The following is a 20,855-nucleotide window of genomic DNA, read 5'->3' on the forward strand; positions in this document are numbered from 1 at the left end:
AAAAAGCCATCACAAGATGGCTTTTTTTACTTTAAACACAAATATTTATGCAGGAATACGAAGCACCTGACCTGGGAAAATGTCATCGGCATTTTTTAGCAAAGGACGGTTTGCTTCAAAAATTTTATTGTATTGATTTGCATCACCATAAAATTCTTTAGAAATCTTAGAAAGATTATCGCCTGATTTAACTGTATAAAATTTACTTTCTGGTTCTGGCGTTGCTACAGTCAACTGATCATCCACTTGCGCCACATGATCAATATTCCCTACCGCCAAGATAATCTTTTCACGATCTGCTTGGCTTTGCACCTGACCTTTCACTGTTGCTAGATCTGAAGTCCCGTTATAACTCACAGACAAGCCAGTTACAGGTAAGCCCAGTGCTTTGATATGACCCAATAACTTATTGGCAATTTCTTGTGCAGATGGTTCAGAAGGTGTTGCTGGCGCTGCCTGAGGTTCTGCAGGCGCTGTATTTTTTTTACCAATTCCTTTTACAAAATCAAAAAGACCCATGTTTTTCTCCGTTGGTTTTACTGTTTTAAATAATTTAACTATTGTTCAAACTCTATTTTTATAGCTAAAAAATAACCGCTTTTGAGTTGTTGTTGGTGACAGAAACGTAAGCTAATGTAAAAACAAAATATTCAGCATAAAAAAAGCCACCGAATGGTGGCTTTTTAAATCAGCATCGCTGAAATCTAAAATTAACCTAGTTTCTTAGAAACATAGTCAATTGCAGATTGTACAGTAGTGATTTCGTTTGAATCTTCATCAGGAATAGTGATGTCGAAATCGTTTTCGAAAGACATAACTAATTCAACTAGGTCTAGAGAGTCTGCACCTAAGTCATCCATGAAAGAAGCTTCGTTTTTGATCTCGTCTGCTTTAAGACCAAGTTGTTCAGCTACTGCTTGTTTTACGCGTTGTTCGATATCGCTCACAGGAATTCTCCTCATTGCTTGTGGCGTTTTTAATGCCGTTAGTTTAATTGAATCTAAATCGTTTTGAAAGTTTATACTTGAGCGCTTAGCTCATGTATAAACCACCATTTACATGTAATACAGTTCCGGTAATGTAACTTGCCTTTTCAGAAGCAAGAAAACTTACGGCATTTGCGATATCTTGCGGCTCACCTAAACGGTTTAAAGCCACTTGATCACTCATCTTTTTACGAATTTCTTCGCTTAACTGTTCTGTCATTTCTGTTGCAATAAAGCCCGGAGCCACTGCATTTACAGTGATTTGGCGGCTTCCCATCTCTTTTGCAAGGCTGCGACCAAAGGCCTCAATCCCTGCTTTTGCAGCAGAATAGTTTGCTTGTCCTGGGTTAGCAAAATGTGCAACCACAGAACTAATATTAATAATTCGGCCAAAACGTGCTTTGGTCATGCCCTTTAAAACACGTTTAGAAAGTCGATAAACGGCTTTCAAATGAATGTTGAGAATGTCATCCCAATCATCTTCTGACATACGAAGTAACAAATTATCTTTGGTAATACCCGCATTGTTCACTAAAACCAATACAGAACCAAAGTTTTGCTCAATGTCTGATACCAATGCATCAATTGCAGTTGCATCACGTACATCTAAAACTCTACCCGCACCATTTTCAGCAAAAGCTGCAGATAATTTTTCTGCACCCGCTTCTGAAGTTGCAGTACCTACAACAAAATAACCGTCTTGAATCAATTGCTGAGCAATTGCTGCTCCAATCCCTCGGCTCGCACCTGTTACTAAAGCAACTTTGCGTTCTTGTGTCATGCAATTTTCCCTTCTGCCACTAAAATGGCATTCAGTGCATCTTCCATACGACCTTTCGTGTCGAGTGGGAATGCTTTTTCAATATTTGGCAAACGTTTTGCGAGATTCGCAAGGACATTACCCGGACCACATTCAGCAATGTACTGAATACCTTGGTCTTGCAAATACTGCATGGTCTTTGTCCACTGTACAGATTGGTATAACTGTGCAGTTAACGCCTGACGTAATTGCGCTACATCAGTCGCGATTTCAGCGCCTACATTTTGTATTACAGGTATAGTAGGCAGCTCAATGGCAGTTTGTTCCAATGCTGTCGCAAACTGTTCAGCAGCAGGTTTCATCAATGCACAATGTGATGGTACAGAAACCGGAAGTGCGATTGCCTTACCGCCATTTTCTTTAGCAGCAGCCATAACCGCTTCCACCATGGCTTTATCGCCCGCAATGACAACTTGACCTTGTGCATTGTAGTTTGCAGCATCTACTGAACCTGAGCCTTCTGCTTGAGCACAAAGTTCCATGACTTTGGCATCATCTAGACCCAAAATTGCCGCCATTGCACCTTGACCTTCAGGTACAGCACTTTGCATTAACTGACCACGTAGGTTCACCAGTTTAACGGCATCACCTAGGCTCATCGCTCCCGCAGCAACCAAGGCGCTGTATTCACCTAATGAGTGACCTGCAAGGTATTTCGGTGCAACACCACCTAACTCTAACCACACACGCCATAAAGCAATACTGGCAGTCAGTAGTACAGGTTGAGTAAATTCTGTTTGGTTTAACCCTTCACCACTTTGCGCAATTTGCCAAAGATCAAAGCCAACTACTTCTGATGCTTCTGCAAATGTTGCTTGCACACTACTAAACTGTTCTGCAAGTTCAGCGAGCATGCCGACTTTCTGTGACCCTTGACCCGGGAACACGAATGCAGTTTTAGTAGCTTGAGCTGCTTGCTCGAGTTGTTTAGCAGACATAAAAAAATCCTTTATCAAGACTGGTGAATTTATGCTATTTGGACATTTATTCAACACAATCCCATGTAAGCTTGTTTCAGGGACAGAAATTTAACACTTAATTTTTGTCTTGGTAATTGCCAAATGCAACAAAAAATCGGTACAAAAAAAGGGAGCTTAACGCTCCCATTTTTTCTACTAAGCTTGACGCTTAATACATCACCAATTATTCAGCAGATGCTTTAGCGAATAATTGACGACCACGGTAGATACCATCTTTAGATACGTGGTGACGACGGTGAGTCTCGCCAGTAGCTTGGTCTACAGTTAATGCATTCTCGGTTAAAGCGTCATGTGAACGGCGCATGTCACGGCGAGAGCGACTTTTACGGTTTTGCTGAACGGCCATGATGGCTCCTTACAAAGATCGAAAAAATGGATCAGAACAAATTCGATTGTCTTATACTCAAGAGTATAACACAAAAATTAGTTAAGTTTACCCTTCAAACCTGCCAAAACATCAAACGGGTTGTCCCGTTTTTCTTCAACAAGCTCTTCAGCGGCAGGTTGATGCTTATGTTCACAAGCGTCATGCTTAGGTGACAAAGGCATCAACAATAACAATTCATCCTCTATCAGTGAGAGTAAATCAGCAGTCGCAGGCGCATCATATGAACCTTTGGTTGTTGCTTCACTTTCACCTAAAACGATGAAATCAGCATCCTCATCCAAGCGCTCTATCAGTGACTCGTCATCTACAAGAGCTAGATGAAAACTTGAAACAAGTGGGATCTCAACAGTATCCAGACAACGCTGGCATTCCATTGGAACATTTGTTTCAACATGACCATCTAGCCATACAATGCGATGATAAGCATCCATTGATAGCTTACAGTCTATGTTAATCAATTGATCATCAATTGATCCAACAGCTTCACGAGCAATACGAACAAAGCGAGATAATGGCAGTGTTCCTGACCATTTAAAGCCCTGTTCAGCCCATTTAAACGGCTCAATCTGTGCCGGAAAGGTATTTGCTGACATAATTAAGGCGGCAATTCTACAAATTCATCAGTACTCTGTCAAAGATTAAGATACAATTTTGTACTTATTTAGACAGACCATTTGGGTAACTTAAGTTATGCATCTGTTGCAGCCGCAAACAGAAGTGAATGTTTCATCACTTATGAGCACAATTTCAACGCTTGATTCTGACATTTCAACCGACCAAGTGCAACTCTCGGCTTGGGAGAAACTTTCCACAGAAACAGAACACGTCGAATGGCTCATCTTACACTTTAATCATTGGTTTTCCCACCTGAATGTGAGCTTAGTGAAAGGTGACTTTGAGCCCGAATACTTTCCTGCTGATTCAAACGGCCCTGCCCGTATTCAATTTGCTCATGGTTATTTCAATAGCGCCTTGCATGAAATTAGTCATTGGACTATTGCTGGTGATCAACGTCGTTTACTTCCCGATTTAGGCTATTGGTATGCACCTGATGGTCGTAGTAAAGAGCAACAAGCCCTCTTTGAACAGGTAGAAATTAAGCCGCAAGCGATCGAATGGTTATTTGCAAAAGCCTTTGGGCGCAAGTTTCGTGTCTCACTTGATAACCTTACTGGTGAAGGAGGAGATGGCAGCAGCTTTAAAGATAATGTCTATGCACAATTACAGGCTTATTTTAAGGGCGAAGCCAAACTTCCACGCGATGCTTGGCGCTTTATCCAATGCATTTGCCACTGTACACGTGCTGGCAAAATGTTACAGGCGAATGAATTTCAACGTGAAATGCTTGATTAAATTATACAATTTGACTGCATTTCACATTGCACAAAGCAAATAGACCGCGACATAATGTCTAGAGCTTTTAATAATAAGAGGAAAACGACATGTTGCATTTAAGAATACATCCGGAAAATCCTCAGCCCCGTTTAATTACGCAAGCCGTTGAACGGATTCGTGCCGGCGATGTGGTGGTTTATCCTACAGATGCCGCCTATGCCATCGGTTGCCAAATTGGGAACAAAAATGCCATGGAACGCATTGCCCAAATTCGTCAGCTCGATGCTAAACATCAATATGCGATTATTTGTGCAGATTTATCTGACATTGCCACTTATGCCAAAGTCGATAATGCCATGTATCGTTTATTGAAAAATAACACCCCTGCGGTCACTACCTTTATTTTGCCTGCGACCAGTGAAGTTCCTCGCCGTTTAATGCATCCTAAAAAGAAAACCATTGGACTACGCATTCCGAGCAACCCGATTTGCCAATTATTACTCAAAGAACTCGGTGAGCCTTTATTAACATCGACCTTAATTTTACCTGGCCAAAAAGAACCGATTGATGATCCTTATGAAATTGAACTGCAAATCGGCAAACGAATAGATGTATTAATTGATGGCGGTTTAGGTACTTTAAATACCACTAGCGTTGTAAACCTTGCAGGTGAATACCCTGAAGTGATTCGCCGTGGTGTCGGTGATGTCAGTGCCTTTGAATAGCATGTACTGTTAAATACATGCTGTTACCGATCAGAGGCACAGCATGTAAAGGTCATCTGCTCAAAACGCAGTTAAAGCACCTTTCGATAAAGGAATCGACCTGATGACTTTATTTCAGATTTTACTCAAACTCCAAAATGCGACAGACCTCAGTGTCTCCGAGCAAAGCAGTCTCAATCATTTTGCTATATATGCCACTGAGCCTTGGACTTTAGAATCCACGGCTCAACTAAGGGCAATAGATAAAAATTTAATTTTACCAACAGCGACAACACAGCCGCAGGCTTTTTCTTACTTTCTGCATGCATCAACGGTCAAATCACTATTTAAACACCGATCAAGTCAAAATCTCTGCTCGCAAGCGCAGTGCCAGCACATCATCGAATTTGCACTTGAAAAAAGATATGACTAACAGGCTCAAAGTCTTGATAGTTGGCTTTTGCTCAAGCGCGATAAAGCTGCATAAATTCTTTTAAATGAATTTTTTGTTGCCCTTGCTCATCAAAATTATTTGTATTGAGCCAAGCTGCATAAGCTTGAGACAACATTGGCCAATCCTGATCTAACATCGCAAACCAAGCGGTATCACGGTTACGACCTTTCACAATCACATGTTGACGAAACAACCCTTCAAATTGAAAGCCAAAACGCAAAGCAGCGTTTTTCGAAGGCGTGTTCAAGTCATCACACTTCCACTCCACCCGTCTATATCCCGCTGCAAAGCATGCTTTTAACAATAGATAAATGGTTTCTGTTGCGGCGGTTGATTGCTTCATTAAACTTGAAAAATAGACATTACCAATTTCGATGACAGCATGTGCTGGGCGTACATTGAGCAATCCAATCCACCCTACAATGGCATCACCGACCTCAATGACATAATGCATCGAACCGGTAAAATGAAAGGATTGCTGAAAATAATCACGCAATTGCTGCATGCTTTGAATTTGAGAATAAGGCAAATACGTCCAACAGCGTTCATTAGGTTCTTGTTGTACTGTCTGCCATAGCCGCTGTAAAAGACTATCATCAAGCTGATCTGGCAGCATTGGAATAAGTCGAACAGAGTGCCCGACTTCGGTTTTACATCTGAACTGGCAAGGTTCAAACTGCGCCAACGTCATCCCTACGGCCTGACCCCATTGATTATATTGTTGTGGCATAGCAAATATTCTTTTAGTCAATTCATTCAAATCATTTCATGATAGACGCCCACCATCCAGACATCACAGCTTAAATAAGTTCATGGATTGATGAGTGTATTATTTATAATTAACACAAGTTGTGATCGATATCATAGCTTTAAAATTTTACATGTGTATAAATAAAGCCTATTCCCTATAAATTTTATGTTTTTTACCCAATTCAACCGTTCAGTAATTTCTTTAAACGCATTTTTCCATTACACTATTCCCTATAACTTTTGTGCTTTTACTTTCGATGTGAGATCGAAAGTAAAAGCTGTCTGCATGCCTTTGAAAATTCGCGTGGCCTATAATTGCAATGAACCAAACTGTCCATAATTCTATGGAAGATGCTCCACACATTCGCGTTTTGGATGAGTGGCAAGAAGCTATTCCAGAAGATTTGTACATTCCACCCGCTGCATTTGAAATTCTATTAGAGCATTTCGAAGGACCACTCGACTTTCTGATTTACCTCATTCAAAAAAATGGCTTCGACTTATTACAAGTCGATATTGCCCCGATTGCATCCCAATATTTGTCTTATATGGATGCAATGAAATCTCTAGATATTGAATTAACTGCAGACTATATGGTGATGGCAGCCCTATTGGCCGATTTAAAATCTCGTCTATTATTGCCAAAACCTAAGTCGACCGCAGCACATGAACAAGATCCTAAACAAGAATTGATTGACCGTTTAGAAACCTATTTGCGCATTAAACAAGCTGCGGAAAGATTAGGTCAAATGTCGGTATTGGATCGAGATACTTTCGATACCAATGTCAGTTTAGGAACTATTGTCGAAACCAATGATGGCTATGACATTCAATTACTTCGTGATGCCATACTCTGTGTTTTTAATCGACCAGAACCAGTTACCCACCAAATTTTGCAAGAGCCTGTCTTACTCGAAGAACGTATTGCTTATATTGAAACTAAGCTTGAGTCAGGTGAAGTATTAGACTTTGCGGACTTACTCAAACCAAGCCAAGGCCGCATGGGTGTTGTCGTGACATTTATGGCCGTGTTGGAACTGACACGCCAACAAAAAGTCCAAATTGTCGCATCAGGTGTAGAAGCACCGCTTGCAATTCAAGGAGCACGTGCATGAACACTGAACTTAAACAAATGACTGCGGTGTCTTCAGAAGATAATCTGCATGAAATTCTGATGCAGCTTGAAGCCATTATTTTTGCCAGTGAAGCGGCAGTGAGTATTGCCCGTTTAAAAGAGGCTTTCCAAGACCGTTTCAGTAAAACCGAATTACGCCAATATTTGCAGCAGCTTTCAATGCTGCAACACGGCAGATCAATTGAACTTGTTGAAACCGCTCAAGGTTTCCGTTTTCAAGTACGTGCAAAATATCGTAATATTATTGCACAGACCTGGCCTGAACGACCAACTCGTTTATCGCCATCCTTGCTCGAAACTCTTTCTGTCATTGCTTACCATCAACCGGTAACCCGCGCAGATATTGAGCAAATCCGCGGGGTGAGCAACAATAGTCAAATTTTACGTACATTATTTGACTGGAACTGGATTAAAGAATCTGGTTTTCGTGAACTCCCAGGACGACCCGCGTTGTTAGTTACAACGCCTCAATTTTTAAATGCTTTTGGTCTAACCTCATTGGGCCAATTGCCTCCCCTGCAGGATGCCAAGGAAGCTTTTATGGCCCTCGATGCGAATGCACCGAAGTCATAAATAGGTGAACTGTTGATGATAATTTCTAAGGTTATGCTGTCATGAGTGAAAAATTGCAAAAGGTGCTCGCACGCGTTGGTTTGGGTTCTCGCCGTTATATGGAAGAAGTCATTGCCGCTGGTCGTGTGAGCGTAAATGGGCAAGTTGCCCAAGTGGGTGAACGTATTGAACCGGGTGATGAGCTTCGCATCGATGGTCGTAAAGTTCAGTTCCAAATTGAAGACGAAATTCGTCGCCGTGTGTTGATTTACTATAAACCAGAAGGCGAAATTTGTTCACGAAATGACCCTGAAAACCGTCCAACGGTATTTGAACAATTACCTCAAATTACAGGTGATCGTTGGGTCATGGTGGGTCGTCTAGATATCAACTCTACAGGTCTATTGCTGTTCACGAATGACGGTGAACTGGCGAACCGTTTAATGCACCCTTCTAGCGAAATCGAACGTGAATATGCCGTTCGTGTCATGGGTGAAGTCACTCCTCAGTTAAAAAATAACATGTTACAAGGCGTTGTTTTAGATGATGGCCCTGCAAAATTTGAGTCATTCTCTGAAATTGGTGGTGACGGTATTAACCGTTGGTATCAAGTGGTCGTAAAAGAAGGTCGTAACCGCGAAGTTCGTCGTATTTTCGAATCTCAAGGCTTAAAAGTGAGCCGTCTTTTACGTACACGTTATGGTTCAGTGATTCTGCCACGCGAACTGCGTACTGGTCGTTGGATCGAGCTAGATAAACAAGATATTGACAACTTAACCAAGTCGGTTGAACTTAAACCACGTCAAGGTACTGGCCTGTTTGGTATGGCGAAACGTCGTACTGAACGTATGCAAGACAAACCAATGGCAGCACGTCGCGGTGGTTACTTACGCCAACAACGTCGTGACAGTGACGAAAACCAGCCACAACAAAGCAATGGTTATCAAGACAATCGTGGCGAACGTCGTACTGGTCGTACTGAAGGTGGTTTCCAAGGCAATGGATTTAATCGTTCAGAGCGTCGCAACGAAGGGTTCAACAATAACCGTAATGATCGCAACAGTGAAAACTTCGGTAACCGTGAACGTCGTAACGACAATTTTGGCAATCGTGAACGTCGTAATGACTCTGTGCCAAGTCGCGCATTTAGCGGAAACAACAAAGGCTTTAAGAAATTTTAATTTCTTAAGTATAAAAAAACCGCTCATTTGAGCGGTTTTTTGTTTCTTTATACTGACGGAATCAACACAGACGGAATCACTGGAACATCAATCCATAACGCCTCTGGAAAGTGTTTGGCTAAATATGCTTTTAAATATTCAGCAGTATCTTTAGAAATCAATACATCTTGCGATTCATCATTTAAATTATAAGCCAGTGCATAAAGCACTAAGCCACGACTTTTTAGTGCTTCCAAACTTAAAATCGTATGGTTAATGCTGCCCAAACGACCTGATGTCACCAAAATAACAGGATATTTTTTCTCTACAACATAGTCGATGGTTAAAAGATCCGTGGTTAATGGCACCATCAACCCACCCGCACCTTCGAGTAAAACATTGTCATATTTTTCAGTTAAACGTTTTGTCGCGTATTCGATTTTAGCAAAATCAATGTCACGTCCATCAATTTTGGTAGCAAGATGTGGCGATGCAGGATAACTAAATATTTCAGGCATCGTGAGTTTGGTTTCATCTTCGACCAACAACCCTGTACCCATAATTTGACGATGTTGTTCTATATCCTCAGAAATATCGACATTGCCTGTTTGGATCAACTTTTGCGTGATCGTTCGCGCCCCTTGTTCATTCCATATTTTAGCCAAATAGCCCGTGGTATATGTTTTACCGATGCCTGTATCGATCCCACTAATGAAATAAACTTGCCCTGTCATGGCATTCTCCGTGCAATACAAAAAATCGGATGATAGGTCAGTGTATAACGCATCTGCCCAGTTTCATCACGCAAAGAAAACTGTTGATATGCTGAATAAAAATCAAAGAGCGATTGTTTCGTCCAACGAAAATGTGAGGCTGTCGCAGTCACACCTGTCGCTTTTAAATGCTGCAAAACCTGCTTTGGATGATCAAAATATAATGCCGCTGTCTGCTCTGAAAGATGCAGAATTTCAAAACCATTTTGACTTAATATAGCTTGAAGCATGTCGATATCGAGGTAGTCCAAACCCTGCCCAGTCAAAGCTTTTATTTCCTGTAAATTCTGCTGTCCAAAGGTCGAAAAACAAAAATATGCCTCTGGATTTAAACTTTGAAAGGCTTTTTCGACAATGCCCGCAAAGTTCCCTACCCATTGCAAAGCCGAACTGGATGCGATCAAGTCGATATGCTGTGGAAATTCAAGTTGTTCGATATCTCCAAGTCTGTACTGAATCTGCGGACTTGACTGAAAATGCTGTTGAATTTCTGCATACAGATCATTTAAAACCAAATGATTGATTTGCATATTTTCCAGCATTAAATGGCTTAAATTCCCCGAGCCACATCCAATTTCAAAAACGGTTTCTACGGGGTGATTTTGCAACTTTGGACAATACTGCTGCATCAACTCAAATAAATGTTGAGCAATCTCTTTTTGTGCTACGGCATGTTCAGCATAGCTGTGCCCTGCCTGAGCAAAGCGCAACGCCACTTGGCATTTATCAATCTCAAAATTATTCACAAGTCACTCACAACAATTGAGTCAACTGATCCAAATCAGTTTGTGTAATTTGAGCAGTGAGTGAAATGCGTAAGCGCGAACTATGCTGCGGCACAGTGGGTGGACGTACAGGCATGATATAAAAACCTGCTGCTTGCAAAGCTTGAGCCTTTGCTACAGTTTTATTCGACTCGCCAATAATGACGGGCACAATATGTGATGTAGATGGACAATCAAAACCTTTGTCTTGCACAGCTCGCTGCAAACTTTGACTGATTTGCTGTAAATATTGACGCTCTGCTTTTAAATTTAAAACATTCTTGAAGATAAAATCTGTCCACGCCATACAGATCGGGGGCTGTGCGGTACTAAAAATCAACGGTCGCATCGAGTTAATCAAATAGTCACGAATAATCGCATGACAGATGAGATACCCCCCTATTGAAGCCAGTGCTTTACCAAATGTCCCGACTAAAAGATCAATATCATCCATCACTTGATATTGTTCAGCACAACCTAAACCTCGCTCACCGCGCACACCAATGGCATGCGCTTCATCGACATATAGCATTACTTTGGAAAATTGCTTTTTGATCCGTACCAGTTCAGCTAAATCGGTTTCATCACCATCCATGCTGAAAATCGATTCAGTCACTACAATGATCCGCTCAAAAGCCTCATTTTCATGATATCTGCATAAAAGCTGAGATAAATGTGCCAAATCATTATGGCGATAGCGCACATATTTCGCAGTTGATAAGCGGATGCCATCAATCATACTGGCATGAATCAACTTATCCGCCAATATCAAGGTTTTACTGTCTGCCAGTGCAGGTAAAATCCCGATATTCATGTGATAGCCGCTGTTAAATAACAGTGCTGATCGGCCATGAAAGGCATCACTTAATGTTGATTCAAGTTGCTCATATTCTGGAAAATTCCCCGTCAGCAATCGAGAGGATGATGAACTCATCCAACGTTGATTATTCGGGGTCTCATCAAAAAACTGTTCACGAAGCTGAACATTGGACGCCAAGCCCAAATAGTCATTTGACGCCAAATTCAACATTTTGTGATCATGAATACTAATGTAACGATCGTGCTGATGATTTGACGTGAACTGACGTAAGTTGCCATGCTGTTTCAGCTGATCAAGCTGCTCTGAAAAATGGTTGAGCAGATTCATGCTGGCTGCTCCATGTTTTTCACCACCTCAACCATGTGTTCTAACAATGTTTTTAATTCATGCTCAGAAATAATATATGGCGGCATGACATAAACCAGCTTACCGAATGGACGAATCCAAATGCCACGACGGACGAACTCCTGTTGTAGCGTTTTCATATCGACATTAAAGGTCAATTCCACCACACCAATTGCACCAAGTATTCGTACATCTTTGACATGTTCAAGCGATGAAAGTGCTGGTAAATGAAACTTCAATTGTGTTTCGATACGTCGAATATTCGCTTGCCAATCTCGAGACAGCAGCAGTTCGGTACTTTTTACTGCGACCGCACATGCCAACGGATTTGCCATAAAGGTTGGGCCATGCATAAACACACCCGCTTCGCCTTGGCTAATCGTATTCGCGACTTTCTGCGTGGTTAAGGTTGCAGATAAGGTCATATAACCGCCCGTCAGTCCTTTGCCTATACACATAATGTCTGGCTCAACTGCGGCCCATTCCCAAGCAAAGAGTTTTCCGGTACGCCCGAAACCTGTCGCGATCTCATCGAAGATCAACAAGATATTGTATTTTTCGCAGAGTAATTTAGCTTGACGTAAATATTCAGGATGATAGAAACGCATACCTCCGGCACCTTGCACGATCGGCTCTAAAATCAGGCCTGCAATCTGCGCATGCTGTTCAGAGAGAGTCTTTTCTAGCTCAGCAATATCCGCCTGATTCCACGCTTGGTCAAAGCCAACTTGCGGCGCAGGAACAAAAATTCGATTTGGTAAACTTGGGCCAAAAATTTGATGCATCCCTGTCACGGGATCACACACAGACATCGCATTCCAAGTGTCGCCATGATAGCCAGAACGTGGTGTGACAAAATTAGTTTTATTCGGTTGATGTAAAGATGCCCAATACTGCACTGCCATTTTCAAGGCTACTTCGACAGCAACCGAACCTGAATCGGCAAAGAAGATTTTATCTAAACTGGGCGGTGTGATTTTTAACAGTAATTTAGCCAGTTGAATCGCGGGATCATGTGTCAATCCACCGAACATGATATGTGACATCTGTTGCAGTTGATCGGTCACTGCCTGATTTAGCTCGGGATGGTTATAACCATGAATTGCACACCACCATGAAGACATACCGTCAATCAATTGACGACCATCTTCAAGCTCAATCATTACCCCTTGCGCACGTTTCACTTTAAACGTTGGAAGGGGCTGAGTCATCGATGTATAGGGATGCCAAATATGCTGCTGATCAAATTGTAGATCGGTTAAATTGACCATCCCTCACTCCATGTATCAGGCTAAAACATCAATGTGGCAAGATGTTACCCCCACGCCAATGAAAAATAAATTGCCATAAAGCCCAGCTATTCAGAGATTTGTTCTATTTTCTTTAAATATTGGAAGATTTTGCAACTTATGACTTCAGATTCGAACAATGGAAAGCCATGTGAGCCAGAAACCAATTCAGTCTCCAAAAACTTTACAGCTAAATTACGCAGTAAGCGTTCAACTTTGTAACTAACCAAATAATCTTGCTTAGCAAAAATATGGTATTGATGACCTGTGTAGTTTTTCAAGATACTGACATTATTAAGCTTCTCCAAACAGTTTAATCCTGCTCGAAGCACATCTAAATTTTGCGCTTGAATCAAACTTTGCAAGATGATGAAATCTTGCTTGGTGCTATAAGTACCCTGACAAACCATATAACCAAACTTTTTTAGGGTCGAAATTGCATCCTGCTCGAAAGATTGTTTGAAGCTTTGAAAAGTCGCTTGATCCATCGCAGCAGACCACTTTTCATGAGCCACAAAACTTGGATTTGAGCCAAGTGTGATCAGCACTTTTTGTTGTTGATATTTTTTTTGAATTTCATCTACCAAAATCGTCGCCAATTGACCACCAAGTGACCAGCCAATAATCACATCAAATTGCTGCGCCAATTCAACTTTCTGTTCGAGCACTTCTAGATTTAAGGCATCAAAAATATTCCATAATTCGACCTGATAACCTTGTGTGATCAATGCCTGCTGTAAAGGAGTAAGTAATTTACGACCGCCGCCCCAGCCAGTAATAAGTAAAATATGTTGATTCAATGCAAACTCTAAAATTAACCGATTCCAAATAGTATAAAAGTTCTGAGCAAGTTTGATAGTGGCATTTCAGCACATCAACCGATTTGCCAAAAGACATTCGAAATCGACTTTGATAAATATAAAATCAGCTAGCCTATAGCGCTTTAAAATTTGCTAAGATCGGATAAAGAACAATATAAACTGATGCTCTATGAAAGTTTCTTCATTGCTAAAAATCTGTTTCATGACATGTGCTTTAATAGCAACTACCCAAATCACAGTTGCCGAAACATCAATACTCAGCACCAGTCAAAACAAACAAAAACAATGGGTAGGCACACCCGCACCCAACTTTAAATTACAAGATCAAAACGGAAAATGGCACGAACTGAAGCAATATCAAGGGAAATGGCTCGTTCTGTACTTTTATCCCAAAGACAACTCACCCGGTTGTACAGAAGAAGCCAATCAATTTAAAACCCTATATCCACAATTTTTAAAAAGTAATGCGGTTGTTTTGGGTGCAAGCTTAGATGATGTTGCATCACATCAAACGTTCTCTAAAGCACTCGGACTTCCCTTTCCAATTCTTGCCGACCTCCAACATAAGCTGGCGACACAGTTAGGTATTGTACGAAACTTAGGGATTTTGAAAGTTGCCAAACGTGAAACCTTTCTGATTGATCCGAAAGGCATTATTGTTTATCACTACACCAGTGTGAATACACAGACACATGCGGCGCAAGTCTTGGCAGATATTAAAAAACTACAACAATAGTTTTCATGGCCCAATAAAAAACCCAGCAGAAGCTGGGTTTTTTGGATATTTTTTAAATTACATTTGAGACTGAATATAGTTTGGTAGACCAATAAGTTCGATCAAACGCATTTGCTTTTCAAGCCAGTAAGTATGATCTTCTTCAGTATCTGACATTTGCTGACGGAGCATATCACGGGTCACATAGTCACCCTTTTCTTCACACAATTTTACGCCTTGTGCAAGTTTCTCACGAACATGATATTCAAGCGCCAAATCCGCTTTTAAACAAGTCACAACGTCTGTACCGACTTCAATATCATCACGATTCATATTCGGCGTTCCTTCAAGGAACAATACGCGCCGAATCAATGCATCTGCATGTGAGCCTTCTTCTTGGCTTTCATGATCGATACGTTCAAAGATTTTACTTAAGCCCCAATCTTCATACATACGGGAATGAATTAAGTATTGATCACGAGCAGCCAGTTCGCCACCGATCAGCATATTTAAGTAGTCTACGACTTCTGGATTGCCACGCATTTTCTTCACTCCATACCCTTTTCAAATATTATGGACAAGTTTCAAAATGAATGCAAAATATAATTTTTGTAAGTTTATGATTTATATAAAATTTAAATGATAAACATACGCATTTGCAGTTCAATTCCGCGCATTTTTCACATATAAAAGAAGCCCTTGCAGAAAATTTAAGGCATTTAGAACACGAAATAATCAAAAATCGCTGGATGCTGTTTTTTGTAACAATTAACAATGCGTCTTGTTTAGCAAAAATATCTCCTGATTGATTCAACACACTGAGCTTATCGCTATGGGAAACTTTATATTGATGCCCTATGCATTGCTGTCAAAGACAAGGCGAAAATCTCCAACGAAGACAGACTTAAGCTGAAGTCCAACGTGCATTCTTCCACGCTTGCTGTTGCCTTAAATCTAGAAAAGTCCAAGCGACAAAACGGCTTTCTTTTTGTCCCTGCGTCATTTTAATGGTTTTCACATCCACTGCGCCGCTCTTCGCTAAGGCCTTTAAAAGCACGGGCAATGTTGTTTTCTTGGAAACCAGCGTACTAAACCAAAGGCATTGCTCAGCAAAATGAATACTCTCTTGCACCATTTGGCAGACAAATCGTTCTTCACCACCATCACACCAGAGTTCGTTCTTTTGACCACCAAAGTTCAATACCACCTTGGTCCGATTAACTGGCTTACCCAGTTTTCTTAATTTTTGCGTTGCTGTCGCGTTGGCTTCATCTTGCGAGGCATGAAATGGTGGATTACACATGGTCAAATCAAAACGATCTGAAGGTTTAATCACACCATTGAAAATATTGCTCGCTGTCTTCTGCAATCGAATCTGAATCCCTTTACGCAGATTCGGATTGGCCTCCACAATAAATTGAGCACTTTTAACCGATGCAGCATGTATGTCTGAGCCGACAAATTTCCAACCATAGCTCCGATGACCAATGATCGGATAAATACAGTTCGCGCCAACCCCAATATCTAAGACTTGAACGGCGTGTCCAGTTGGAATCTGCCCTTTATTGTTTGCACTCAACAGGTCAGCTATATAGTGGATATAGTCCGCTCTACCCGGAATAGGTGGGCAAAGATAATCTTGAGGAATATCCCAATATTGAATGCCATAAAAATGCTTGAGCAATGCTTTGTTGAGCATTTTCACAGCGTGCGGATCAGAAAAATCTACCGATAAATCATTATATTTATTTGGGCTGACAAAAGGTGCAAGTTCCTTACAGCTCTTGATTAACTGAGGAAAATCGTAACGACTACGGTGCAGATTTCGTGCATGTAATTCCGACTTTTGCTGCGGAAAAGATTTCTTTGCTTGCGCCATATGTATGCCAATATTCAACGGGAGAACAGAATCATCTGATAAGGCAGGATATCTACCTGCAAATTAGTTGATATTGTACGTGAATTTACCCCCCAATTGCTCCCCCAACCTGTTATTTGTCTTTCTGCAAATCAATAACCACGTGGACATCTATTCTTATTTAATCTGTACATTTTTGGTTGCTATAGCATTAGATTTCATTAAAAAAACCGTGGAAGATGAAGAATCAACAAAAAAGCCCAATCTGTGATGATAGGGCTTTTCATATCAGCATAAAATAATGATTTATATGAAATAAAAGTTAGTGTTATTCCAAAGTAGAAATGTCCTACCTAATAACCAAATAGAAATGTCCTATATGGACATTTCCAAGTCAAGCACAGGATTTAGATTTCGTTCTTGAATTGCTGTTTTCTGTGCACGTCTGCTTGGCATCTTTTGAGAACGATTGCGTTTATTTTGTTGTTCTAGTTCTTCATGCTGCTGTTGAATATGGGCTAATACAGAACCCAAACGTTTATTTTCAACAATCTCTCGCTGGTTGAGCTGACTTAATTTATCGAAGATGCTGTAATTGATTTTTCTTCCCTGATATTCAATCGCGACTGTACTATCCGGGTATTCCAGAAACTCAAGATACTTGCCAATCAATCTTTGGTTTTCTTCCGTGTTTTCCAGGAGATATACGCATTTATCATAAGTGATCGTCAGGCTATTCGTGACTCTGCGGGGTTCACGCCAGGTAAAAATATCATCTAATTCTTCGGCTGTTTCAGTGACAGTCCGGTGTAGATCCTTGGGATTAAAGGCCATCTTGGCAAACTTCTGATTGAACTGCTCAATGAAGCAGGGTAGCCAGGCATTGGCTTCGGCAATCGAACTGATGCCTTCCAGACGCATTTCTTTGATCAGACGGTCCTGAAGCGTTCTATTGGCTCGTTCTACACGGCCTTTGGCCTGTGGTGAATTAGCGAAGATAATATCGATATTCAGGGTGCTGAGTACGCGCCCAAACTGGGTAATCTTGGTGTCTTTCTTACTGCTTTGATTCACCCTGAAGACTGAATGTTTATCGCTGTAGAAGGCTAAAGGCTTACCATGCTGCTCAACATACAAACGTGTTGAAATCATATAGTCAAAGGTTGATTCCGACTCACAGAAGCGTAAATGCTGTAATTTGCCTGTGGCATCATCGATAAATACCAGCAGACAGCATTTAGGGGCTCGACCTTCAAACCAGTCATGGTGTGAGCCATCGATTTGGATCAGTTCACCATAACAGTCCCGGTTATAACGAGGCTGATACGGGCGTTTCAGACGCTTGGCGCGAGGAATCCATAAATCGGCTGCAATCATCCAGGAACGCAGTGTTTCCACTGAAATATCAAAGCCATGAACGGTGGTGAGCTTTTCATGCGCTAAAGTGGGTCCGAAACCATGCAGTTGATCAGAAACAATATTGAGGCACTTGAGTCTGAGCTCTTCAGGAAGCCTGGAATTGCTGATTTGACCACGACCGGCATGGGCTAATGCAGCTGGGCCTTGAGCTTTGTATTTTTGCAATAAACGTCTGATCTGACGCTCTGAAATATGAAGTAGCTGAGCAGCTTGGGACTGGGTTATGCGTTGATCACAGATTTCCTGCAAGACCGACAATCGTTTAAGTTCTTTATCCGACATAGACACCAACATATCAAACCGTCCGCTAAGAAAATTGCAAAAGTGCATATTCTAAAAGCGGACATTTTTACTTTGGAGAAACCGGACATTTCTACTTTGGGCTTACATTTTCATTTCGTATAACAGCCATTATGTTAAATGGAGGAGATCTGACATAATTCTTGGCTTCAGTTAACTTTCTAAAAATCTTATGACTACACTTAATATCGAAAAGAAAGCAAATCCCCTTTTAAGTGATGAGGCTCAAGAATTGTTGTGTTTTGCAACAATTAGTGAATCTAAATCTTGGAAAGATGTTCTCAATTTGTATTTAGAAATTAAAGCAAAAAATGCTCCTAAGAAAGTGTTAATGCTTTTAGAAGATATAGGACAGTGTGAATATACGTCTATGCATGCTTCGATGGGAGATGGACTTTATTTTGATACATCGGAAATTATTGAAGAGGGTGAAGATGAAGATATAAGCTATGACAACACCCTGCCATTTCAGGTTAAGTATCATATTGATCAATTATTAAGATCTGAAAATAAGGTGAACATTCATGATCTACATGGAAAATTTAATTATAGTGATCAAGACCTATCTGTTTTATTAAAAATTAATGAGCAGCCTGAAAAAATTTTAGATGAAGTTATTCAAATTAAATTAGTTAATTCTGAAAATGATCATGAAAAATTTGCAGCACAGCTCAATGGATATTTTAGTTGTGATCTATCTCCTTTTGAATCTTTCAGTTTAATCCAATATTTGGATAAGAATTTTGATCTAGAATATGTTGGCTTAGGTGCGAGTTTATTATTTTTTATCAAGAAGCCAAGCTTTACCTTAGAGAAACTGGATTCTCTCTTCGAAGAATTAGATAACATTTATTCTTATAATCAAGAAACTAGTAGTAGGTTGAAACGACATTTATCAGATCATAATTATATGATCTTACCGTATGTTGATTCTCTAGATATATTTGATTTAGATGGATAATGAATATTAAGTTCCCCTAAAATTAACATAATACACGCTATACGAATACTAACTTGTAAGCCCAAAGTAGAAATGTCCGGTTTCTCCAAAGTAAAAATGTCCGCTTTTAGAATATGCGCTTTTGCGATTATCGAAGCGGACGGTTTGATATGTTGGTGTCTATGTCGGATAAAGAACTTAAACGATTGTCGGTCTTGCAAGAAATCTGCGATCAACGCATAACTCAACCTCAGGCTGCTCAGCTACTTCATATCTCAGAACGTCAGATCAGACGCTTACTGCAGAAATACAAAGCTCAAGGTCCCGCTGCATTAGCCCATGCCGCTCGTGGCCAAATCAGCAATTCTAAACTTCCTGAAGAACTCAGACTTAAGTGTCTCAATATTGTTTCAGATCAACTTTATGGTTTCGGACCCACTTTAGCGCATGAAAAGCTCACCACTGTTCATGGATTTGATATTTCAGTGGAAACACTACGTTCTTGGATGATTGCAGCCGATTTATGGATCCCTCGCTGCAAGCGCCTGAAACGACCATATCAGCCTCGTTATAACCGAGATTGTTATGGTGAATTGATCCAAATTGATGGCTCACACCATGATTGGTTTGAAGGTCGAGCACCTAAATGCTGTCTGCTAGTATTCATCGATGATGCCACAGGAAACTTGCAGCATTTACGCTTCTGTGCGTCAGAGTCAGCCTTTGACTATATGATTTCGACACGTTTATATATCGAACAGCATGGTAAGCCATTGGCATTTTACAGTGACAAACATTCAGTTTTTAGGGTGAATCAAAGTAGCAAGAAAGACACCAAGATTACCCAGTTTGGACGTGTTCTGAGCACTCTCAATATCGATATCATTTTCGCTAACTCCCCTCAAGCCAAAGGTCGTGTAGAACGAGCGAATAGAACACTTCAGGATCGTCTGATTAAGGAGATGCGTTTAGAAGGCATCAGTTCAATTGCAGATGCCAATAAGTGGCTGCCGTGCTTTATTGAGCAATTTAATCGTAAATTCGCCAAGATGGCTTTTAATCCCAAGGATCTACATCGGCCTATCGCTGAAACAGCCGAAGAATTAGATGATGTTTTTACCTGGCGTGAACCCCGCAGGGTCACGAACAGCTTGACGATTACTTATGATAAATGCGTATATATCTTGGAAAACAGCGAAGAAAATCAAAGATTGGTCGGCAAGTATCTTGAGTTCTTGGAATATCCGGATGGTACTGTAGCCATTGAATATCAGGGAAGAAAAATCAATTACAGCATCTTTGATAAATTAAGTCAGCTCAACCAGAGAGAGATCGTTGAGAATAAACGTTTGGGTTCTGTGCTGGCACATATTCAACAACAGCATGAACAACTGGAACACCAAAACAAACGCAATCGTTCTCAAAAGATGCCACGTAGACAAGCACAGAAAACAGCGATTGAACAACGAAATCTAAATCCTGTGCTTGACTTGGAAATGTCCATATAGGACATTTCTATTTGGTTATTAGGTAGGACATTTCTACTT

General features: G+C 40.7%; 24 protein-coding genes. 9 read left to right on the top strand and 15 right to left on the bottom strand.

Annotated features, from left to right (window positions below):
• Positions 1-45: 45 nt before the first annotated feature.
• From lysM to MST16_RS12925, 6 genes are all read right to left on the bottom strand, one after another.
• Complete coding sequence (lysM, locus tag MST16_RS12900) at positions 46-519, bottom strand: peptidoglycan-binding protein LysM (RefSeq protein ID WP_180008199.1); 474 nt, start codon at positions 517-519, stop codon at positions 46-48.
• A 191-nt stretch (positions 520-710) separates the two neighbouring features.
• Complete coding sequence (gene acpP / locus MST16_RS12905; protein ID WP_078190054.1) at positions 711-947, bottom strand: acyl carrier protein; 237 nt, start codon at positions 945-947, stop codon at positions 711-713.
• 85 nt (positions 948-1,032) lie between these two features.
• On the bottom strand, positions 1,033-1,767 hold the full coding sequence (gene fabG, locus MST16_RS12910; protein ID WP_180008197.1) for a 3-oxoacyl-ACP reductase FabG: 735 nt from the start codon (positions 1,765-1,767) through the stop codon (positions 1,033-1,035).
• Complete coding sequence (fabD, locus tag MST16_RS12915; protein ID WP_180011967.1) at positions 1,764-2,744, bottom strand: ACP S-malonyltransferase; 981 nt, start codon at positions 2,742-2,744, stop codon at positions 1,764-1,766. Before fabD ends, fabG begins: the two co-directional genes overlap by 4 nt.
• 205 nt (positions 2,745-2,949) lie before the next feature.
• Positions 2,950-3,132: a 50S ribosomal protein L32 gene (gene rpmF, locus MST16_RS12920; RefSeq protein WP_004279227.1), complete on the bottom strand. Its 183-nt coding sequence runs from the start codon at positions 3,130-3,132 to the stop codon at positions 2,950-2,952.
• A gap of 77 nt (positions 3,133-3,209) precedes the next feature.
• Positions 3,210-3,767, bottom strand: a complete 558-nt coding sequence (locus tag MST16_RS12925) for a DUF177 domain-containing protein (RefSeq protein ID WP_078194223.1) — start codon at positions 3,765-3,767, stop codon at positions 3,210-3,212.
• Between the two features lie 97 nt (positions 3,768-3,864).
• On the opposite strand from MST16_RS12925, the gene MST16_RS12930 reads away from it, so the two are divergent.
• From MST16_RS12930 to MST16_RS12940, 3 genes are all read left to right on the top strand, one after another.
• Positions 3,865-4,527 (top strand): elongation factor P hydroxylase, encoded by a 663-nt coding sequence (locus MST16_RS12930; RefSeq protein ID WP_180011969.1) that lies wholly within the window; start codon positions 3,865-3,867, stop codon positions 4,525-4,527.
• Between the two features lie 89 nt (positions 4,528-4,616).
• Positions 4,617-5,234, top strand: a complete 618-nt coding sequence (locus tag MST16_RS12935) for an L-threonylcarbamoyladenylate synthase (protein WP_078190059.1) — start codon at positions 4,617-4,619, stop codon at positions 5,232-5,234.
• Positions 5,235-5,337: 103 nt separating this feature from the next.
• Positions 5,338-5,646 (top strand): hypothetical protein, encoded by a 309-nt coding sequence (locus MST16_RS12940; protein WP_180011971.1) that lies wholly within the window; start codon positions 5,338-5,340, stop codon positions 5,644-5,646.
• Between the two features lie 31 nt (positions 5,647-5,677).
• On the opposite strand, the gene MST16_RS12945 is transcribed toward MST16_RS12940, so the two are convergent.
• Positions 5,678-6,397: a GNAT family N-acetyltransferase gene (locus MST16_RS12945; protein ID WP_180011973.1), complete on the bottom strand. Its 720-nt coding sequence runs from the start codon at positions 6,395-6,397 to the stop codon at positions 5,678-5,680.
• 340 nt (positions 6,398-6,737) lie between these two features.
• Between MST16_RS12945 and MST16_RS12950 the strand changes: the two genes are divergently transcribed.
• The 3 genes from MST16_RS12950 to rluB are packed head-to-tail and all read left to right on the top strand — an operon-like array spanning position 6,738 to position 9,285.
• A complete protein-coding gene (locus MST16_RS12950; RefSeq protein ID WP_078190062.1) occupies positions 6,738-7,532 on the top strand; it encodes a ScpA family protein in 795 nt (264 codons plus the stop codon).
• On the top strand, positions 7,529-8,125 hold the full coding sequence (gene scpB / locus MST16_RS12955; RefSeq protein ID WP_180011975.1) for an SMC-Scp complex subunit ScpB: 597 nt from the start codon (positions 7,529-7,531) through the stop codon (positions 8,123-8,125). The genes MST16_RS12950 and scpB overlap by 4 nt, the downstream gene beginning before the upstream one ends.
• A 41-nt stretch (positions 8,126-8,166) precedes the next feature.
• Positions 8,167-9,285, top strand: a complete 1,119-nt coding sequence (rluB, locus tag MST16_RS12960) for a 23S rRNA pseudouridine(2605) synthase RluB (RefSeq protein ID WP_180011977.1) — start codon at positions 8,167-8,169, stop codon at positions 9,283-9,285.
• 47 nt (positions 9,286-9,332) lie between these two features.
• Here rluB and bioD read toward each other — a convergent pair whose 3' ends face one another.
• From bioD to MST16_RS12985, 5 genes are all read right to left on the bottom strand, one after another.
• The gene (gene bioD / locus MST16_RS12965; protein ID WP_180011979.1) at positions 9,333-9,998 is read right to left on the bottom strand and encodes a dethiobiotin synthase; all 666 of its coding nucleotides are present in this window, start codon (positions 9,996-9,998) and stop codon (positions 9,333-9,335) included.
• Positions 9,995-10,783: a malonyl-ACP O-methyltransferase BioC gene (gene bioC / locus MST16_RS12970; protein ID WP_180011981.1), complete on the bottom strand. Its 789-nt coding sequence runs from the start codon at positions 10,781-10,783 to the stop codon at positions 9,995-9,997. Before bioC ends, bioD begins: the two co-directional genes overlap by 4 nt.
• 7 nt (positions 10,784-10,790) lie before the next feature.
• The gene (locus tag MST16_RS12975) at positions 10,791-11,948 is read right to left on the bottom strand and encodes an 8-amino-7-oxononanoate synthase (RefSeq protein WP_180011983.1); all 1,158 of its coding nucleotides are present in this window, start codon (positions 11,946-11,948) and stop codon (positions 10,791-10,793) included.
• Complete coding sequence (bioA, locus tag MST16_RS12980; protein ID WP_180011985.1) at positions 11,945-13,237, bottom strand: adenosylmethionine--8-amino-7-oxononanoate transaminase; 1,293 nt, start codon at positions 13,235-13,237, stop codon at positions 11,945-11,947. The genes MST16_RS12975 and bioA overlap by 4 nt, the downstream gene beginning before the upstream one ends.
• An 86-nt stretch (positions 13,238-13,323) precedes the next feature.
• Positions 13,324-14,055, bottom strand: a complete 732-nt coding sequence (locus tag MST16_RS12985; protein WP_180011987.1) for a YqiA/YcfP family alpha/beta fold hydrolase — start codon at positions 14,053-14,055, stop codon at positions 13,324-13,326.
• A 223-nt stretch (positions 14,056-14,278) separates the two neighbouring features.
• Between MST16_RS12985 and MST16_RS12990 the strand changes: the two genes are divergently transcribed.
• Positions 14,279-14,812, top strand: coding sequence for a peroxiredoxin (locus MST16_RS12990; protein ID WP_373683086.1), 534 nt, complete (start codon positions 14,279-14,281; stop codon positions 14,810-14,812).
• A gap of 57 nt (positions 14,813-14,869) precedes the next feature.
• On the opposite strand, the gene bfr is transcribed toward MST16_RS12990, so the two are convergent.
• The 3 genes from bfr to MST16_RS13005 form a co-directional block, all read right to left on the bottom strand.
• Positions 14,870-15,334, bottom strand: a complete 465-nt coding sequence (gene bfr / locus MST16_RS12995) for a bacterioferritin (protein WP_067762676.1) — start codon at positions 15,332-15,334, stop codon at positions 14,870-14,872.
• Positions 15,335-15,695: 361 nt separating this feature from the next.
• Entirely contained in the window at positions 15,696-16,670 is a 975-nt protein-coding gene (rlmF, locus tag MST16_RS13000; RefSeq protein WP_180011989.1) for a 23S rRNA (adenine(1618)-N(6))-methyltransferase RlmF, read from the bottom strand.
• 354 nt (positions 16,671-17,024) lie between these two features.
• Positions 17,025-18,350: an ISNCY family transposase gene (locus MST16_RS13005; protein ID WP_111886140.1), complete on the bottom strand. Its 1,326-nt coding sequence runs from the start codon at positions 18,348-18,350 to the stop codon at positions 17,025-17,027.
• Between the two features lie 190 nt (positions 18,351-18,540).
• On the opposite strand from MST16_RS13005, the gene MST16_RS13010 reads away from it, so the two are divergent.
• Together MST16_RS13010 and MST16_RS13015 are read left to right on the top strand one after the other, a co-directional pair.
• Positions 18,541-19,329: a hypothetical protein gene (locus tag MST16_RS13010; protein ID WP_180011991.1), complete on the top strand. Its 789-nt coding sequence runs from the start codon at positions 18,541-18,543 to the stop codon at positions 19,327-19,329.
• Positions 19,330-19,490: 161 nt separating this feature from the next.
• Positions 19,491-20,816, top strand: a complete 1,326-nt coding sequence (locus MST16_RS13015) for an ISNCY family transposase (protein ID WP_180012554.1) — start codon at positions 19,491-19,493, stop codon at positions 20,814-20,816.
• Positions 20,817-20,855 lie beyond the last annotated feature (39 nt).

The sequence above is a fragment of the Acinetobacter sp. YH16040_T genome (genome assembly GCF_024605785.1).
Classification (GTDB): domain Bacteria; phylum Pseudomonadota; class Gammaproteobacteria; order Pseudomonadales; family Moraxellaceae; genus Acinetobacter; species Acinetobacter amyesii.